This window comes from Pseudomonas sp. v388 (assembly GCF_003935425.1).
Taxonomy (GTDB): domain Bacteria; phylum Pseudomonadota; class Gammaproteobacteria; order Pseudomonadales; family Pseudomonadaceae; genus Aquipseudomonas.
The window spans coordinates 642,389-658,948 of sequence record NZ_RHQN01000001.1 but is presented as its reverse complement, the minus strand read 5'-3'; the positions used below and the strand labels follow the sequence as shown (position 1 = coordinate 658,948).

Below are 16,560 nucleotides of genomic sequence, written 5' to 3'. Positions count from 1 at the left end.
GCGGGGTATTCCATTCAGGGGTCACTCAAGGCAAATATTCCTGGTGCGCCGGGACTGGTCGCTCCTGCATCACCAAAGCCATTCTTCTTCAGCGATCGCTGGCAACGTCGAGTAGTTTGAACCATTCTGCATAAAAGGTATTTCTGACCATGTGCTGATTCAGGTCTGGTGCCCCGTCATCCCACCAAACCGGCCCTCGTTCTCCCAATGCCACTTTTGCAGCTTGGACACTGGCACGGGCAACCTTCATCTCATCTGGATCACCTGAAACCTTCGCGGCTTTCACTGCACGGCGGGCATTCATAAGCTGACGCACCAGCCGCTGCCGCTCATCCTCGCTCAGCGCGGGATTCGAGCAACGCCACAGCCGTCCTTTGACAACAAAATATCGGCCATCTGGAATCGTCGGATGCAAGTGGTTACTCCTATTGCTGGCAAGGCTGACTTCGTTCTGGACGCGTCTTTCATACGTCTGCGTTGTAGCAATAGAGATCACGGTCGAAGTAGAGTTCTCGGCCTTACCAATGCGACACCTACAAGGACGTACCGATGCGCCTTCCCGTAATTCTCTGTGGCTTAGTCGTTCTCGCTGGCTGCGCTGATTCTCACCAGTGGATACCTCAGCAAAACAGCTCCGCCCGGATTGCGCCCAACGACCGGATCTTCGTTTCCACGCCAGTTGATGGTGAGTACGGCAACCACGTCTACCGGGGGTCGGGTCGCAATACGGCGAAAATCATCTTCAACGCGATAAGCGCGAAATCCAGGATGGTGCAGATGGGTGGTGTTGCCGATAACTATGAGGATGCCACTTCCCAGGCGCAGAGAAGCGACCAGGACATTCTGATCTTTCCGACGATTTTGCACTGGGAGGACAGGGCCACCGAGTGGTCTATGATCCCGGACAAAGTCGAGGTCAAAGTTGATGTTGTTGACCTACGAACTGGAGATGTCATCAGCTCGGGCATCATCAAAGGCAGCAGTGGTCTGGCCACCCTTGGTGGTGATCATCCGCAGGATTTGTTACCAGAGCCGGTTGTACAGTTCGTCTCCGAGCTGTTCTAGCCTGCACAGCGCCTTCGTAGGGGGGGGTGGCTATAGCTCGGCGCACTGCCCCTGCAGCTGTCCAATTGGAAGCATCAGAGAGATCAGGGAGGATTGTGAATGGTGATGGGTCTAGACCTAATGCGACCACGTGACAGAAGGAAACAAGGTCAAAACCGGACTTCAATGTTGATGCTCGGCTTGGCGCTGACGATCTCCGGAGCTTGGACGGGCATCAGAGATGGATGGCCGGTTGGCTACCTCCTCATGCTGATGGGTGGGGTTCTGCTTGGAGCTGCAGCGCTGTGCAATCGTGAACAGCATCAGACTTTTAACGAGTCGCTAGGTGCGCGTCTAAACGGCCACACGCTGAGCAAGCTCCCAGGCTACCGGTTACTATTTTATGCCTTCTTCATTGGACTTGCTTGCCTGGGCGGAGTCATTGCTGTGATCAACGAGCTTCTTGAAGCATGGCGCACTGGCCAGTTGGAGGTTTTCACGGGCCCTAAGGGGCATCGCGTGTTAGAAGTCGTGACGTCTGAACTCGAGCCTTGGCGATTCAGACTGAATTTGATCGGTGACTTGTTGCTGCTGGTGGTTTGTGGCGCAGGTCTGGCCTTCGCCGCCAGGTGCGTGCTCCTTGGTCGGCGCGCATTCAAATGACTCAAATTCACAATTGCTCAACCCTACTGGAAGTCTTTCGTCTCATCAGCAGCGATGAATCAACGTGGGGGAGTCGCTGCGTCACGATTCGATTCCCGAGCGCATCTCAAGGGTGGATTTTGGTTTATCCGGGGCTCGTCGACACCTCGCCATATTTTGACTTCATGTATACCTCAGATGAGGCACCCGCAAGGGCGTTTCATGGGCTGCTGAAGTAATACGTAGGAAGCTTGGCTCTAGATTGGTTGCCTAGTCGATTAGCCGATGTTGGGCGCTATGAACGGAACAAAAAAGGAGATTGAAATGGGAAGTCCTGAACAAAACCTTCGGCGAGACCTGCGGGGCTTGGCTGCTGATTTGAAGTGGTCAGGTGTGGAGCTGGTTCGTATTGCCGAGCGACTCAGCCAAGCCGGCAACGAGCCGGACGCTCAAGCACTCTACCGCATGATCAAGATGTTCCAGATCGAGGAAGCCAAAGTCAGCTCGATCGTCGAGGACGTGGCTGCAGGCCGAATTATTCATGCAGCCCCCTTGTCCGCCTGAGCCTATGTGGAGGCGCAAGGGTACGAAGGGAATCTCGCCTCTTAGGGTTGGTCGCATGAGATATCAACCAAGCATTCTCGGAGACGATCATGCTTAGCTATTTATGGATCGGTGCAAATGATGTCGACGCGTCCGTAGCCTTTTACGACTCGATTCTTCTGCCACTGGGCTACGAAAAAGATCACTCCGATGGGGTCAGCAGCTATTCGCTCCCCGGAACCGTCGACAAGCTGAACGGCCCAGGGACGGTGCATGTCGGCAAGCCATTTGATGGAAACCCCGCAACGCCTGGCAATGGGATGATGCCTGCTTTCCGCACTCAGTCGCGTGCTGAGGTCGACGCGCTGTATGTTGCGGGTCTCATTCATGGTGGGAAGGATGAGGGTGTTCCCGGAACACGAGCTGCGTACACGCCCAACTTCTATGTTGCCTACATGAGAGATCCGGCGGGCAACAAGATCGCAGTGTTTTTCAATGAGTGACCGACGTGGTTTTGAATGGGGCGTTGAATGCTTTTTGTTGTGATGTTGGGCGGTAAACATCCTCGCGCGAAGATCGAGGTTCATGACATCGCGTTTGTTGTTGCCGATTCCTTTGAGCAGGCATATCCGCAGTCGTGAGAGCTGGTTCGGCAGCCCCAAGGGCGTGCATATCGATTCATGGATGGCTGTCGATGGTATCGAAGGTTGGCGGGTGGAGATGAGCCCATTAGCACCATTGCCCGACTCACCTCGGCTGTACTTCATCAATCTGGGCGGGTACGAGTCGCAGACCTTTGGTGAAGCCCATCACTACGTGTTGGTGGTTGCCAAGGACAAGCGGGAAGCGATGGCGAATCCTGTCCCATTGGACTCAAGCTCATACCGACGCTGTTTTGGACGTCGATGACTGCCTGCCCATCGATTTGGTGAGTGGGCGCTATGTGCATCTCGTTGAGGGGCCGCATGCTGGGATCGTCCAGCGTAACGATTACATCGTTCTTTCGTAGTCCGGCCGATTGAGGCGTCGGGCGAGGTATGGGTGGGCCGCCTGCGGCGGACGGCTGGCGTAAACCGAGCCCTCGCGGTACCCGCTCAGTCTCGTCCCTGCGGGCTTACATCCTCCCACCTGCGCGCTCCGCTTGCAGCAGCGCTGACCACGCCGGCATCAGCAGTTGGTTGGCGTTAGGATCGTGCTATGCGCAGACGGTTTCTTGAAGATGGCGCCATACCGGCTTTCCGTTCACCAGGCTGAACACTAACGTTGAAAACGGAAGCGCGGGGGTTGCCCGGGAGTGATGTGCGTCTCATCTTCATTCTTTTTTAATGGAGATAAGCGCTACGAGACTCCCGTTCGTGAGGTCAGTTCGCCGAAGCGGCGCAAGACATACCATTCGTTTGGAAACCTCAAATCGGGCGGGGCAGTTCATTCGGATGACTTCGATAACTGCCTGTTAAATATATGGAATTATTTCTTTGTCGGACAATCTTTTGGTAAGAGGATCAGACCTTTCCAAAGGAGTGAACGATGGCGCAAGAGCAACATTTCCGGATCGATTATCTGCTCAATAGAGCCTACAAGACCTTTTACATTCGCGCGGCCTTAATGGATAACGCGCAGGCTTGGCATTGGGCGACCGTAGACGCGGGTATCGGCCAGATTCCCAAATATCGAAACGACCCTATCCCCCGTCTGAGCAAGCCTCAGGCGGAAAAACATGGCATTACCAATGTTGAGTGGAATCGCGCTTAGGTCTAAGGGGAGCCAACGCTGCGTTTGCTCTCCCGTATTGTCCACCTCGCCCCAAACGCCCTACATTAATCTCAGCGCTGGTCATTGGAACTTGTCTGAGAGGCGTCCGGTGGCCAATGATTGATCAGTTGCTGTCTGCAACTTTTCGCTCGATCTCGTCAGTGGTGCGCTTTATGTCCTCAGCTTCCTGCTCCTTGGCGCGAATGGACGTGGGCGTTATGACCTCGTCAACGGCGCGGGTGTCGTCATCACGATCCTCTAGATCTCTTTTGACAACGTCGACAGGTTTGCCAGATGCATCCACTGGCTGTGCATTGGGCGGGGTGGAGCTTGCTTTTGTAGCTTGGTCATCATTCATGTCGGGAACCTCCAGTCAGTTAAACGTTTGAGAGTGACCGCCAGCGCGAGTTCGCAAAAAATTCAAGGGTGACCGCAGTTGCCCCACCAGCCAAAGCTCAGCGAAACGAGCAAGTAGCTAAGCGCTAGGCTGCTGATCAGCTGGGCTGTGGTCTCGTGATCTATCAGTCATGACCGGTCGTCTCGCTCATTCGCAGCCGGCTATGGCGGATAGTGTAATACGGCTCCCGAACCCGTCTCGGTACAACGAAGGTGCGAGGCCTACCGTTTTCCGAAAGGCTACTCTGAAACCCTCCACCGATGCGAAACCACAACGAGTAGCAATCTGCTCACTACTCAGCTGCGAGGTTTCCAGCATCAAACGGGCTTGGGCGATGCGCTCGTGTTGCAACCAGCGTTTGGGGGTTATACCGGTGGCTTCGGTGAATCGACGCAGGAAGGTGCGTTCACTCATCAACGCCTTTGCAGCCAGTTGGGTAATCGTCAGTGGTTCGCTCAAATGGTGACGCGCCCACTCCAGCACCCCAGACAGATCATGACGTGGTGCTTGCGCAACGGGTGTGGGAATAAACTGCGCCTGTCCTCCAGCGCGTTGTGGGGTCATCACCAACCGGCGCGCGACGCTGTTGGCGATGTTGGCACCAAAATCACGTTCAACGAGATGCAGACACGCATCGATGCCTGCAGCGCTGCCCGCCGAGGTGATTACTTGACCGCTGTCGACGTACAGCACGCCTGGATCGACTTCAATAGCAGGAAATCGCATGGCGAGCTCATCCGTATAACGCCAGTGAGTAGTGGCTCGTTTTCCGTCCAATAGCCCTGCCGCAGCCAGTACGAACACGCCCGAGCAAATCGAAAGCAATCGGGCCCCTCGTTCATGCGCGCCACGAAGTGCGTCGAGCAGCGGTTCTGGTGGGGGTTCATCACGGTTCCGCCAGCCAGGGATAATGATCGTCCCGGCGCCTGGCAGCACCCCCAAATCAGCATCGGCTTTGACTTCGACACCTTCCAGGGCGCGCATAGGCCCGCGATCTACAGCGACTACGACATGCCGATACCAGTCAAAGTCGAACTCGGGGCGGGGTAAGCCAAATATCTCAACAGCGATCCCAAACTCAAAAAGACACAGACCGTCGTAGGCCAACACGGCAACCAGGTTGGAGACATTATGCATTTGGCGAAAAACTACCACTCGAAGTCGATTTCGCCACTGTAGCGTGCTCTGCCTCGTGGCTAAAGTAGGTTTACTTTCTTTTCTTGAGGTAAACCGATGTCTAGCCTGATCAGTCAAACTCCAGCAGCTCCATCTTCTGAGGCCTACGCGCACTTCAGTTCTCGCCTGCGTTTTGAGACGGACTGCTCTGACGTGTTCCACAGTCAGCAAACAGGTGTGGTCGACTACGTCCTGGTGGATGTGCGCGGCCCGGATGCCTTCGCTGCTTCGCACGTTCCCGGCGCTATTAACCTCCCAACGAAGCTGATCACAGCAGAGCGCCTAGCGAAATTCAGTAGCGATACATTGTTCGTCGTGTACTGCGCCGGGCCTCACTGCAATGGAGTTCACCGTGCAGCTGTGCGATTAGCTCATCTTGGCTATGCGGTCAAAGAGATGCTGGGTGGTGTCACAGGATGGCTCGATGAGGGGCTTACGTTAGAAGGCACGGACGTACCCCACGCGGCGGTCGTTTCCGGAATCTCCTGTGCATGCTGACTTCCTCTTGCGCCGTACGCCTCGCTGTACCAGAGGACGTACCCGCCCTGATCACATTGATGCGCGCCTTGGCAGTGTTTGAGGACTACATCGACGAATTCAAGGTTGATGCGCAGGCTTTGCTGGATCGTGCTTTCGGGCCACAAGCTCAGTGCCAGATTTTTGTGGCTGAATGGGACGCTTGTGTTGCGGGCTATGCCGTAGTGCTGGAGATCCCATATACCTACGACCTCCGGCCTACCATCCTGCTAAAAGAGCTCTATGTGTCTGATGCTTGCCGTGGCAGGGGATTAGGTCATGCTTTACTGCAGCATGTCGCGAGAGTGGCATTAGACAAAGGTGCGGCACGAATCAAATGGGATGTTATGGTCGGTAATGACCCTGCCGAAGCCTTCTACCAAGCGCTCGGCGGCCATCGGGATAGCAAATGGATTCCCTATCAGATGGGAATCCGTGAGATTGAAATGCTAGCGACAAGCATGGATAGGAAAGCAAGTGAGTTGTGTGATTAAAGAAATCATCCTAATGCGTCATGGTCAGCCGAACCTGACCCATGTCGACAAGGTTTCTACGCTCGAGATGGAGCGCTGGATCGAAGAGTACGAGCTATCTGAAATCGTTGATCAACCAGCTCCGGCAGCCAGTGCCGAGCTGGCCAAGTCTGCAAATGTAATTGTTGCGAGCAATGCGCCCCGTGCACTGACCTCCGTGCGAGCCTTGGGGCTTGAGGCGAAGCTCGTCGATGAGCTCTTTCGCGAGGCCGAACTTCCCCATGGATCGTGGAAGCGGCCACGTCTTTCGCCGTTTACTTGGGTATTCATCCTGCGCATCCTATGGTTATGCGGATTCTCGGGAAGCGTTGAATCCATCCGGAGTGCCAAGGCAAGGGCTGAAACTGCGGCTCAGCAACTGCAGTCCCTCGCTGACGAGGCCACTGTGCTCTTGGTTGGACACGGTTTCATGAATCGGATGATCGCTAAACAGCTGGAAGCTGCGGGTTCGACTCGTCAACAAAGCACCGGAAGCGGGTATTGGGGCGCAATGCGCTATCAGCTTGTTTCAGGCCCCTCCTGACCGTTAGATCCGCACCAGAATGATCAGGTATGAAGCTCGGACGGTGAGCACTCTTGGCGTGCAAGTCCTAAGGTCTTTAGCAAGGAATTTATCTATGACACAAGCCTTTAAAAACCCGTTTTTCATCACTGGGCTTCCCTTGGCAATTTGCGGATTTACGTTTGCGCTGATCGGGATAGCGAGTACCAGTACGTTTGGCTATATCGCGCCAGGCTTGTTGATTCCGGGACTCGCGTTGATGGGGTTCGGCTGGGTCAAGCGGAAGAACTGAAAGGGACAGGCTAATGCCCCATCTTGGCTCTCGGCAGAACTCCAACATATAGCAGGGAATTGGAAGCCTTCGGCCAACAGCAGACATACACGTATGCGCCGACAGTAGTTTTTGTCCGAAATGCATGCCGTCGCGCTCGTGTTGGCGCAACATCATTGGGTGAGCGACCGTCGGAAGTGACCCAAATTTCCGTCAGCCCCACGACCGTGGCCTCTGCCAGGATTTCTCCAAGCGTCGCATCCGCGTTGGGCATCATCAGGCTGTTTTCAACGTCTCCGAAACGAAGCTCCAGCAGGTGCATGGCCGCCACGTGGGTCTAGAGCACCGGCTGGTCGACCTCGAAGCCGATGCCTTACTTCGAGTTTTCTATCCCCGCGCCCGTAGCTCTGGATCCTACTCTAGCCAACAAATCAAAGGCTGGCACGAGTGGCTGGGCAACCTGGGATACTGGTTGATTGGACTGCATGCGGCGGCGGGCTTGTTCCACCATTACTACATTCGGGACAACACACTGCGGCGCATGCTGCCGCGCTAGTCTCACCGGTTATTCATCCCAGTCTAAAACGAGCTAGATCTTGCGTCGAGCGAGGCGGTAGACCGTAGGCTTGCCATCACGACCGATGGTGAGGCCCACGATGTAAGGGCTGATGGCATCGAAGCCCGCTTCAGTCTGCACGCTGTATCCGGCACCGATCTTCATCAAATCGCCATGAGAAACCAGATACTCGACATCTGGGTAGGTCGCCAGCTCATCGGCTCGGATTTTTGGTGTATTACGAGGCTTAGCGATGGATTTCATGGGCGTAATAGTTAGAACGCTGGAGTGGATGAGGAGTATTTCACACGCATGTCGGCATCGACGATGCGGACGAGTACGTTCGACAAACGGTGTCGCTGCATGATCAACCGGTCAGGGCCAGTGCTTCAAGTCATTTAAAACCTGCGGCAAGGCCAAACGCTCGCATCGAGAGTGCGATATCGATAGAGATCCGCGCATTCTAAGTGCCAGACCTACCTGCTGATACAATCTGAAACCCCGTAGATAAGGTGTTTGTCGGCTTCACATGCTGGCACCCCAAATTGGCGACCGTGTTCCTGCCATCGCTCATCCTTTGGCGGTACGGGCCGATAGCCTGGATAGTCCCTTTTCGCGCCTTGAACCATTTCCCTATGCCTGACCGTTCATCATCTACTGTTGCTGTTAAAGGTCGGCGGTCTAGTGTCGCGATCATTCGTGCCTCATTGCTTAAATTCGTAGGCCTGTTGACAGCAGTCTTGGTACTTACGGGTTACCTACTCATCTACCTGGCGCATGACTTGGATAGAACGGAGGAGATCGAAAGCGCGTTTTACACCAAAAAAGCTGTTCTCTCACTTGAGAAGAATCTTAGATCTACCGTGAAGGACTACGCGTTTTGGGGGGATGCCTACAAAAACCTGCATTCAAAGGTGGATATCGACTGGGCTTATGTCAGGCAGAACGTCGGGCCTACCCTGTATGCCGATTTCGGTATTCAAGGGGTGTTCGTGGTCAGCGACGCCGATCAGACGGTTTACTCCGTGATCAGAGGAGAATTGACGTCGGTTGATGCGTCCAGTTGGCTCGGTTACGCGACTTTGGAGGTATTGAGCAAGGCTCGTGTGGGAGCCGAAGCGGAAGTGCCTGCCACGACATTCGTGAATATACATGGACACCCTGCGCTGGTCAGCGCCGCAGCAATAACTCCCGGAACGGATCCCACCGTCAGTCCCGACGAAGGCTCTGGCTCAGTGCTGATTTTCGTCGACATCCTTGAAGGTTCAAGGCTTGAAAACCTTGGAAAGGACTTCGGGGTCGATGGGCTGCGGGTCGCTACTGCTGATGAGCTTGACGAGAACTCTTCCTTCGCTCTGGGCGATAAAGGCTCTGCAGGGAGCTTGCATTGGAACCCCCCGAAACCAGGGGAGCGCTTATTGGGATTAGGGTTGCCGATGGTCGCGGTTGTGGCTCTGCTGGTCATCAGCATGGCATGGGTGATATTGAGGCGTACCACGGCCAGCGCACTGGCGTTAGATGCCAGTCATGAATCGCTGCGAACCAGCCAAACGGCCCTTGCGGCCAGTGAGGCTCGCTTTCGGGATGTAGCAGAAGCGAGCTCCGACTGGATTTGGGAGATCGATTCACAAGGCCGGTTCACCTATTTGTCAGAGCGGTTTGAAGCGGTGACTGGGTTACCGAAAGATGCCTGGATTGGGGGATCAATCGATGATCTTTTGCGGACTGAGCTTGGGTCAGTAACTCAGTGGCTCAGTATTCCAAACCGCCGCCCCGACATTAGCGTCAATTGCAGCTACATCGATCCAAAAGGCCAACAACGCATTTCGAGGCTTTCCGCAAAATCGATGGGCGAGCACGGTTTTCTTGGCACCGCGACTGATGTCACCGAAGAGGTCGAATCACGCAAGCGTATTGAGTACCTGTCCCAGCATGACTCGCTCACTGGACTCCCTAACAGAACGAGGCTCAGAGAGTTTCTCGATGGCAAGCTTAAGGCACAACCCAGTGCTGAGCGTCCCTTGGTCATGCTCAGTCTGGATCTGGATCGGTTCAAGCCGGTCAATGACCTGCTGGGGCATGCGGCAGGCGACACCGTACTGAACGTCATTTCCAGTCGGCTGGCAGATCGTATTCGCCATGGTGATTTAGTAGCAAGAATTGGCGGGGACGAGTTTGTCCTGATTTTGACAGGTTTAAGCAGCCAGGAAGAGGTTGAGGCTCTGTGCAGACGCCTGATCGATGCAATTGAATCCCCTATTTTGATTGGCGAACAAGAGGTATTCGTCAGCGCGAGCATTGGCATAGCGATGGCCCCGAATGACGCCAGCGAAGCCACCGAACTGCTTCGCTATGCGGATATTGCGTTGTATGAGGCCAAGTCAAGCGGTCGCAATACCTGGCGCTTCTACGCAGGTGACATGAACTCCAAGATCGTCGAGCGGCGCCGCCTGGAAAGTGATCTACGGTTTGCGATCAAACATGGTGAGTTGCGATTACATTTTCAGCCACGCTTCAGGATTTCTGACGGGAAAATGGTTGGAGCTGAAGCACTGGTACGCTGGCAGCATCCGGAACGCGGGCTGGTTTCACCCGATACATTCATTCCCATTGCAGAAGAAACCGGGCTGATTTTGGCATTGAGCAATTGGGTGATGAAGACCGCTTTTGAATTTGCATCCAGATGGCCACGAGAGTTGTTCGTCTCCGTCAATTTGTCGCCTAGTGAATTCAAACGCGACAATCTGGTTGGGCGTGTGCGACGCGTCATTGAAGAAACAAAGATAGACCCCGCTCGTGTTGAGCTCGAAATCACTGAAAATGTCATGCTTGAGGATGCATCTGGCGCTCTGGAAGTCATGCGCAAACTCAAGGAGTTGGGCGTTCGTATCGCGATGGACGATTTCGGAACCGGCTACTCTTCTTTAGGGTATCTACGAATATTTCCGTTTGATGGGTTGAAAATCGACCGCAGCTTTCTGTGCCAAATAGGGGAGGCTGGAGATGATCTGTCGGTCATCAAGGCGATTGTAGATTTGGGCCATGCCCTATCGCTGACGGTGACGGCTGAGGGCATTGAAACTCAGGAGCATCTGGAGTTGCTCAAATCAGTGGTGTGTGACGAGGGCCAGGGTTATTTCCTGAGTCGTCCTTTGGATGTGGATACTTTCTGTGCGTTGATCCGGGTCACCGAAGGCGCATCACGAATCCCTGGTTGATAGACTAGGCCAGTTAGTAATCGGCTCTGCGGATCGTCCCCAAGCGTCCGTCCAATGTCATCACGCGAGCTGGTGATTGAGAGCCACCGATAGGCGTGGCAGTCGCTGAATGTGTCACAAGTCGTGCGGGGAAAGGATAACCAAAATAAAAAAAACCGCCGAAGCGGGTTCTATGCCATCAAATCCATCCAACATCCTGGTCAGCAGCATTCCGAGCAGCGGCAGATCATCCATGACCTCTGAGGTACATCCAGTCCTCCAGTCGATGGGCCCAACCTATGGTTGTTCGGTTGGCTCGTGAATGACGTGTTCGCTCGTCGTCCGTAAGCCTTTTCTACACCGAACCGCTGCCTCAGCCTGTTTGTTTTCGACATTGGATTCAGCAGCGTGAATAACTGCCCATGACCGGGGCATCAGCCTCAGTTTGCTGACTCCTCTTCCTAAGCATCGGCGCCAGGCGCTGGGTCATTTGATTATTGCTTTGCCCTGTTGCGTCGGTCTTGGCTACGCTGCCGCGAAGCTTGATGCCTTGCATAAAGCGCCTGTGAAGCCGTTACGACGCCGGCTGCCTGACCGTTCAGATCCAGGCGCGGCGCATTTTCGACCATGCTCTGCCAGTACCGAGTTGAGATGCCTAGCTCGAGTTGTTCAAGGGTTAGCCCGAGTAGTTCCAGGTGCTGTTCGGCATCCTTGAGAATGCCTTCTTTGAAAGGAGCCTTGGGTGCTGGATTAACAAGGAATGCCAATGGAAAATGCTTCTGCAAGGGCTAGATAGTTTCCACCGCCGGATCCTTGGAGCGAGACTTCGCTTGAGGGGAAGGCTTGTTCTTAGAGGGCTTTGTCGGTTTTCACCGGCATTTGTTCAGCTCTAAGGCGGTCACGTAGCTCCGCCAGTTGCTCAAAACCCATCGTCTAATTCACTGCTTCGTTGATTACGTGGCCAAAGAATATGCCATGCAGCGCCCGATGGCAGCAAACCGCGAAGCGCCGGGAGTTTTCGTCGGCGGTTCATTGCCGATCTCGCTCTAGCCTTGGACGTGATCACGCTTATCGCTGCCGAACCCTATGAGGCCCGCTAAGGAGGCGGGGATCAAAAAGGTATCGATGGCCGAACTGAAAAAGGTGAGTGGAGTGTCGAGCAGCACCCCGTCAAACACGAAGGCCCCCATGCCAGGTAGAGGGGTTATGGTGATCCTTTAATCGATGGCGGTTTATTTTCACTCTGAAGTAGCAGCGCGAGACTCTCGACCCAATTGCCGCTAGCCGGAAAGGAGCGCCTGCTGCACGTGAGAAAGTTGTACGTCGTGCTCGTGCCGTGAAAGTCTACAAGAACCCGCACAACGGCAGTCTCAATTCAGACTGAACGCACGCGCTTGGCTGTCTTCTAAACATTCTAACTGGAGGATGTATCATGCAGCCAAAAACCGAAGGTCTTGAAGAGCAAGGCCCTAGCCACGTGCCATTCATCAACGATCCGGAGAAGCCTACGTCGAAGGCTCAAAATGAGAACGACGAGCCCGTTAACACTGATGTCGTTGACGGAAAATGAATGGTGGTTTGCCGCCAAGCGGTGGGCTCTTTATCGGAGATTGCGAATGGACACTTATCATGTAAACCCAACCCAAGAGGGATGGGAGCTGAAGAGATCCGGTGCCGACCGGGCATCTAGGCGCGGCGCAACCGAGAAGGAGTTGGTGGACTGGCTGAGCGAGTTCTTCAAAGGAAAAACGGCGTCGGTGAAGATCCACAAGATGGATGGCACCATTGAGGAAGAGCGCCCTTATCCTCGCTCCGCTGACCCAAGTCGAACTGAGGGGTGATTCGCTTCTAGCTGCCGGGAGGGGTGATGAGCAAACCGATTTTCACGATTGGTCACTCAACACGGCCAATCGATCAATTCCTAGAGGTGCTGCAGAGTTTCGACATCACTGGTGTCGTGGACATTCGTACGGTGCCTAGATCTTGGACGAATCCTGCCTACAACCTGGACACCTTATCCGAGACTCTCGCTCAGCATGGAATCGACCATTATCAAATTGCGGCGCTTGGAGGGTTGAGGAAGAAGTCCAAAACCGTGGCTGATCAAACCAACGCATTCTGGGACAACCGCAGCTTTCACAACTATGCCGACTACGCCCTTACGGACGAGTTTGAGGCCGGGTAGCTAGAGCTGCTTCGTCTGAGCGAGAACAGGTGCAATGCGATCATGTGCTCTGAGGCGGTGTGGTGGCGATGTCATCGAAGGGTCGTGGCCGACTATCTGCTCGTCCGTGGCGTTGATGTCTACCACATCATGGATCGCCGCAAAGCTGCCCGTGCTCAGCTGACGCCAAGCGCCATCTCTTGTGGCCTCAAATTGGTCTATCCGCGTGCAGCCGTTTTATAGATGTCATATGTCGTGTGCCTAAGCGGTCGGTGCTACTCAAGCCTCCTGCATCGCCAGCGACGTTGATCTGAAATGAGCGCCTCCGTGAGCCTGACGCAGCTCTTGCCCTTTATCAGGTACTGTTGATTCATCCAGTTGTTCTGCATATCCTCTAAAGAGAACATTTGTACTCTTGGAGCGCTGGCATGGAAAATGACCTCATCGACTGTGAAGGCTTTGAAGATTTCGGCATGCCGTCGGAGGTAGAGTGCTGGAAGCACCAAGCCCATCTCTTGGCGTCTGAAATTGGGGATTTGCAGAGAGACCTAGCCAGTGCTCGCGGCAATTCGCACGCTTGTGAAAATGCATACGGACGCCACGAAAAGTAGGGATGCCTTGGCGCTGGAGGTCTCTCGGCTGCAATGGGCACTCGGCGATGCGCTCCGAGGCGGGACTCGCGCTATCTGATCATCAGGGCTGCGTCTGTTAGACGTGTATGGGGTGAAACGCGGTAAGAGACCCTTTCACATTCCGGGGATAACCGCTGGTTCACTGCTTGGGGCCTACGTCGCTGCCCCTCCCGAATTGCCTTCGCAGATGCTTCGAGGTTTTCTGAGGAGAGGGGAGGAAGCTCAGCTCTTCTGTTCATAATTGAGCAGGTGTATCCGCCGCCTCAGCCACTGACCTCCACTGATTTCGGCCACTGTTTTTGGCAAGGTACAGATAAGCGTCGGCGGACTTGATCATGCCCATTGGAGTGATCTGTTGCGCGGCTGGCGAGGTTGAGGAAATGCCAGCGCTTGCTGTGACGATTTGCAGTGGATGCTCAGCGTGCTCAATCCTGAGAGCTCTTATGGCGTCGAGGATTTCCTCAGCGACTTGGCCCGCTCCGGCACTGCTTGTATCAGGGAGCAGAATTGTGAATTCCTCACCACCGTAACGGGCAGCAAGATCTGCCGAACGCTTCAAGGTCTTTTGAATCGCCGCAGCGACCCTCTGGAGACATTCATCGCCGGCGGGATGCCCATATCGGTCGTTGTATCGTTTGAAGTAGTCAACATCCAGCATGATCAGGGAAAGCGTGCCGCCTTGGCGCCGTGCTCGCTCGATCTCCATTGCCAACGCGATGTCGAGCTTTCGGCGATTACCCAAACCAGTCAGGCTATCGGTGAGCGCCATGTCCTGAACGGCAAGGTGGGCAAGTCGAAGCTGCTTCGCCAAAATCATGCGAGCACGTAGCTGAGAAAGTACGACTGCGCCAAAGCCGCCCAAACCCACGAGCAGTGCCAGTAGCACCATTCCAGTCTTGAAAAGATCATGTCGCCACGGCCCCACGAATGATTCGCGGGACAACCCCGCTTCCACTACCAATGGGTATGACGTCAGGGCTCTGTAGCCATAGAGTCGATCCGTGTTGTCAATGACCGCTTTCACTTCGGCTATGCCTTCGTTTGAGTTAGGAAGGTATCGCGTATAAATCTCGCTTTGAGCCAGGCTCAAGTCCGTTGAGGGCGACACGAATGGTCGCCTCACCAAGACCTCGCCTGTGCGCTTGGCCAGTACGAGAGCCCCCTTGTCATCGATTTTGAAATCTCCGTAGAAATCTAGAAAGTAGCTGACCTTTATCGTCCCAAGGAGAACGCCACCAAAGGTGCCATCGGGATTATCCAGCCGCCGGGATATGGGAATGACCAGTTCTCTAGAGGAGCGGCTTTTCACCACGTTGCCGATCAGAATGTCGCGGCTAGGATGGGAGCGGTGGTAAATAAAATAGTCCCGATCCGCATTATTCGAGGTGTCTGGAGTGATGTATCGATTCGTGACAACCCAGTCCCCATTGGGTGCGTAGATGAATAGCCCCTGAAGCTGAGGCATGATCTGGGTTTGCTGGTCAAGCAAGGCACAGATACGGGGGAGGTTAAGCTTTTCCAGTCCATCACCCTCTACGCGTTCGCGCAGTTCTGCCGTCAGCACATCAACTTGCCGAATCGCATCCTCTGCGTGTTGCGCTGTTGCACGCGCTAGATTTTGCACCGAGTTTTCTGCCGTCTTGTAAGCCTGACGGTAATCACGCCACGCCCTCCAACCTTCCACCGAAAGAAAGGCCAGCACCATTAGAATCATGAAGCTCGCGGTCAGCTGAAATACTGTGGAATTGCTAAGGCCCTTGAGGCTCTGCTCCTGGATTTCTGGCCGGAGGGTTCGTGATTGATCTGATTCGCATCCAGGCATACCGGCTCCTTAGTTGGCGACGTCTCCATGTGCTGGGTCAGCACGCACGTTAGTCTAGGGTAGACAACGGCGTGACCAAGAGGCTCACAAACCCCACTACTGATCTGGCTGTGGATAGGCTGACTTTGCTGCATTTGCGTTGCTGGGCATCTATACCCGCATAAGTTGATTCCAGTGCCGGTGTAATGTGTGAGGCAGTCGATCCAACCATTAACGGAGTAATTGCTCATGTACAGCGAGCTGGAGTGAGTGATGTCGGGCGCGTTGTTGAAAGCGCTGGCCATAGCCAAAGAATTTGGGCCTCCGACTCGGGTGTTGCGTCGAGCAGTGGGCATCATTCGAGGCCCAGCGATAGGCTAGCAATGCTGGAGACTTTAGATACAAATAGCCCACTCCGAGACTCTGTTCGTCGACGTCGTTACGGGAGCTTACGTTTTGGACTAAGGGCTTCGTTGGCGCGTGGAAATATTGGCGATAAGGGTGATTGCCTCCATTTAAAATAGGCAGCATCCACCGCCCTTAATGCTGAAGTTCGGAAGGTGAGTTCGCCGGACGCTTACGGTACCACCTCAGGGAGCTCTGCCTCACAACGCCACATTTTTTACTCAATCAGTTACTCTGGATGACCTCAAGAGCAGTCCTGTCGCTGCTGGCGCAATGATGGAGACAGAATGTCGCCAGCCCTCAACGACCTACGCGGGACTGGAGGCTAAGCACGTCTAGAGCATCCCAAGGGTTGATTAGCGAGTTTAGGCAAGAGCAACTTGCAGAATGGACAAAGACTGCTGCTCTCTCACTTTCGGCTTGCTGCGC

17 protein-coding genes and 4 pseudogenes are annotated in these 16,560 nt (G+C 54.5%); 15 read left to right on the top strand and 6 right to left on the bottom strand.

Annotation, left to right across the window (positions count from 1 at the left end):
• Positions 1 to 88 precede the first annotated feature (88 nt).
• Entirely contained in the window at positions 89 to 415 is a 327-nt protein-coding gene (locus tag EGJ27_RS02920; RefSeq protein ID WP_125829203.1) for a hypothetical protein, read from the bottom strand.
• Between the two features lie 134 nt (positions 416 to 549).
• On the opposite strand from EGJ27_RS02920, the gene EGJ27_RS02915 reads away from it, so the two are divergent.
• The 6 genes and pseudogenes from EGJ27_RS02915 (at position 550) to EGJ27_RS02890 (ending at position 3,981) form a co-directional block, all read left to right on the top strand.
• Positions 550 to 1,065 carry a DUF4823 domain-containing protein gene (locus EGJ27_RS02915; protein WP_125829202.1) on the top strand — a complete coding sequence of 172 codons (516 nt, stop codon included), beginning with the start codon at positions 550 to 552 and terminating at the stop codon, positions 1,063 to 1,065.
• Positions 1,066 to 1,230: 165 nt separating this feature from the next.
• Positions 1,231 to 1,707: a hypothetical protein gene (locus EGJ27_RS02910; protein WP_125829201.1), complete on the top strand. Its 477-nt coding sequence runs from the start codon at positions 1,231 to 1,233 to the stop codon at positions 1,705 to 1,707.
• A 276-nt stretch (positions 1,708 to 1,983) separates the two neighbouring features.
• Entirely contained in the window at positions 1,984 to 2,250 is a 267-nt protein-coding gene (locus EGJ27_RS02905; RefSeq protein WP_371920824.1) for a hypothetical protein, read from the top strand.
• 89 nt (positions 2,251 to 2,339) lie between these two features.
• Positions 2,340 to 2,732 carry a VOC family protein gene (locus EGJ27_RS02900; protein ID WP_125829200.1) on the top strand — a complete coding sequence of 131 codons (393 nt, stop codon included), beginning with the start codon at positions 2,340 to 2,342 and terminating at the stop codon, positions 2,730 to 2,732.
• A 27-nt stretch (positions 2,733 to 2,759) separates the two neighbouring features.
• A pseudogene (locus tag EGJ27_RS02895) lies at positions 2,760 to 3,238 on the top strand (DUF1543 domain-containing protein).
• 518 nt (positions 3,239 to 3,756) lie between these two features.
• Positions 3,757 to 3,981: a DUF6555 family protein gene (locus EGJ27_RS02890; RefSeq protein WP_125829199.1), complete on the top strand. Its 225-nt coding sequence runs from the start codon at positions 3,757 to 3,759 to the stop codon at positions 3,979 to 3,981.
• 124 nt (positions 3,982 to 4,105) lie between these two features.
• Here EGJ27_RS02890 and EGJ27_RS02885 read toward each other — a convergent pair whose 3' ends face one another.
• Both EGJ27_RS02885 and ftrA read right to left on the bottom strand, forming a co-directional pair.
• On the bottom strand, positions 4,106 to 4,339 hold the full coding sequence (locus EGJ27_RS02885) for a hypothetical protein (protein WP_125829198.1): 234 nt from the start codon (positions 4,337 to 4,339) through the stop codon (positions 4,106 to 4,108).
• A gap of 186 nt (positions 4,340 to 4,525) precedes the next feature.
• Complete coding sequence (ftrA, locus tag EGJ27_RS02880) at positions 4,526 to 5,515, bottom strand: transcriptional regulator FtrA (protein ID WP_125829197.1); 990 nt, start codon at positions 5,513 to 5,515, stop codon at positions 4,526 to 4,528.
• A 96-nt stretch (positions 5,516 to 5,611) separates the two neighbouring features.
• Here ftrA and EGJ27_RS02875 point away from each other — a divergent pair, with 96 nt between their 5' ends.
• The 5 genes and pseudogenes from EGJ27_RS02875 to EGJ27_RS25005 form a co-directional block, all read left to right on the top strand.
• A complete protein-coding gene (locus tag EGJ27_RS02875; RefSeq protein WP_125829196.1) occupies positions 5,612 to 6,052 on the top strand; it encodes a rhodanese-like domain-containing protein in 441 nt (146 codons plus the stop codon).
• Complete coding sequence (locus EGJ27_RS02870) at positions 6,046 to 6,564, top strand: GNAT family N-acetyltransferase (RefSeq protein WP_125829195.1); 519 nt, start codon at positions 6,046 to 6,048, stop codon at positions 6,562 to 6,564. Before EGJ27_RS02875 ends, EGJ27_RS02870 begins: the two co-directional genes overlap by 7 nt.
• The gene (locus tag EGJ27_RS02865; protein ID WP_125829194.1) at positions 6,557 to 7,126 is read left to right on the top strand and encodes a histidine phosphatase family protein; all 570 of its coding nucleotides are present in this window, start codon (positions 6,557 to 6,559) and stop codon (positions 7,124 to 7,126) included. The genes EGJ27_RS02870 and EGJ27_RS02865 overlap by 8 nt, the downstream gene beginning before the upstream one ends.
• Positions 7,127 to 7,220: 94 nt before the next feature.
• The gene (locus tag EGJ27_RS24860) at positions 7,221 to 7,397 is read left to right on the top strand and encodes a hypothetical protein (RefSeq protein WP_177522913.1); all 177 of its coding nucleotides are present in this window, start codon (positions 7,221 to 7,223) and stop codon (positions 7,395 to 7,397) included.
• Positions 7,398 to 7,738: 341 nt separating this feature from the next.
• A pseudogene (locus EGJ27_RS25005) lies at positions 7,739 to 7,932 on the top strand (cytochrome b); the annotation flags it as partial.
• 33 nt (positions 7,933 to 7,965) lie between these two features.
• On the opposite strand, the gene EGJ27_RS02855 reads toward EGJ27_RS25005, so the two are convergent.
• Positions 7,966 to 8,196, bottom strand: coding sequence for a hypothetical protein (locus EGJ27_RS02855; protein WP_125829193.1), 231 nt, complete (start codon positions 8,194 to 8,196; stop codon positions 7,966 to 7,968).
• Positions 8,197 to 8,567: 371 nt separating this feature from the next.
• Between EGJ27_RS02855 and EGJ27_RS02850 the strand changes: the two genes are divergently transcribed.
• Positions 8,568 to 11,150 (top strand): EAL domain-containing protein, encoded by a 2,583-nt coding sequence (locus EGJ27_RS02850; protein ID WP_125829192.1) that lies wholly within the window; start codon positions 8,568 to 8,570, stop codon positions 11,148 to 11,150.
• A 473-nt stretch (positions 11,151 to 11,623) separates the two neighbouring features.
• On the opposite strand, the pseudogene EGJ27_RS02845 reads toward EGJ27_RS02850, so the two are convergent.
• A pseudogene (locus tag EGJ27_RS02845) lies at positions 11,624 to 12,059 on the bottom strand (ProQ/FinO family protein).
• 502 nt (positions 12,060 to 12,561) lie between these two features.
• Between EGJ27_RS02845 and EGJ27_RS24855 the strand changes: the two are divergent.
• The 3 genes and pseudogenes from EGJ27_RS24855 to EGJ27_RS02835 all read left to right on the top strand — a co-directional run bounded on the left by EGJ27_RS24855 (position 12,562) and on the right by EGJ27_RS02835 (position 13,536).
• On the top strand, positions 12,562 to 12,699 hold the full coding sequence (locus EGJ27_RS24855) for a hypothetical protein (protein ID WP_177522912.1): 138 nt from the start codon (positions 12,562 to 12,564) through the stop codon (positions 12,697 to 12,699).
• Positions 12,700 to 12,745: 46 nt separating this feature from the next.
• Complete coding sequence (locus EGJ27_RS02840) at positions 12,746 to 12,970, top strand: DUF2188 domain-containing protein (RefSeq protein WP_125829191.1); 225 nt, start codon at positions 12,746 to 12,748, stop codon at positions 12,968 to 12,970.
• Positions 12,971 to 12,996: 26 nt separating this feature from the next.
• A pseudogene (locus tag EGJ27_RS02835) lies at positions 12,997 to 13,536 on the top strand (DUF488 family protein).
• Between the two features lie 624 nt (positions 13,537 to 14,160).
• On the opposite strand, the gene EGJ27_RS02830 reads toward EGJ27_RS02835, so the two are convergent.
• A complete protein-coding gene (locus EGJ27_RS02830) occupies positions 14,161 to 15,747 on the bottom strand; it encodes a sensor domain-containing diguanylate cyclase (RefSeq protein ID WP_125829190.1) in 1,587 nt (528 codons plus the stop codon).
• Between the last annotated feature and the right edge of the window lie 813 nt (positions 15,748 to 16,560).

Coding starts and splice junctions, on each gene's coding strand:
- EGJ27_RS02915 (WP_125829202.1), top strand. CDS start 550: ATGCGCCTTCCCGTAATTCTCTGTGGCTTAGTCGTTCTCGCTGGCTGC.
- EGJ27_RS02910 (WP_125829201.1), top strand. CDS start 1,231: ATGTTGATGCTCGGCTTGGCGCTGACGATCTCCGGAGCTTGGACGGGC.
- EGJ27_RS02905 (WP_371920824.1), top strand. CDS start 1,984: ATGAACGGAACAAAAAAGGAGATTGAAATGGGAAGTCCTGAACAAAAC.
- EGJ27_RS02900 (WP_125829200.1), top strand. CDS start 2,340: ATGCTTAGCTATTTATGGATCGGTGCAAATGATGTCGACGCGTCCGTA.
- EGJ27_RS02890 (WP_125829199.1), top strand. CDS start 3,757: ATGGCGCAAGAGCAACATTTCCGGATCGATTATCTGCTCAATAGAGCC.
- EGJ27_RS02885 (WP_125829198.1), bottom strand. CDS start 4,339: ATGAATGATGACCAAGCTACAAAAGCAAGCTCCACCCCGCCCAATGCA.
- ftrA (WP_125829197.1), bottom strand. CDS start 5,515: ATGCATAATGTCTCCAACCTGGTTGCCGTGTTGGCCTACGACGGTCTG.
- EGJ27_RS02875 (WP_125829196.1), top strand. CDS start 5,612: ATGTCTAGCCTGATCAGTCAAACTCCAGCAGCTCCATCTTCTGAGGCC.
- EGJ27_RS02870 (WP_125829195.1), top strand. CDS start 6,046: ATGCTGACTTCCTCTTGCGCCGTACGCCTCGCTGTACCAGAGGACGTA.
- EGJ27_RS24860 (WP_177522913.1), top strand. CDS start 7,221: ATGACACAAGCCTTTAAAAACCCGTTTTTCATCACTGGGCTTCCCTTG.
- EGJ27_RS02855 (WP_125829193.1), bottom strand. CDS start 8,196: ATGAAATCCATCGCTAAGCCTCGTAATACACCAAAAATCCGAGCCGAT.
- EGJ27_RS02850 (WP_125829192.1), top strand. CDS start 8,568: ATGCCTGACCGTTCATCATCTACTGTTGCTGTTAAAGGTCGGCGGTCT.
- EGJ27_RS24855 (WP_177522912.1), top strand. CDS start 12,562: ATGCAGCCAAAAACCGAAGGTCTTGAAGAGCAAGGCCCTAGCCACGTG.
- EGJ27_RS02840 (WP_125829191.1), top strand. CDS start 12,746: ATGGACACTTATCATGTAAACCCAACCCAAGAGGGATGGGAGCTGAAG.
- EGJ27_RS02830 (WP_125829190.1), bottom strand. CDS start 15,747: ATGCCTGGATGCGAATCAGATCAATCACGAACCCTCCGGCCAGAAATC.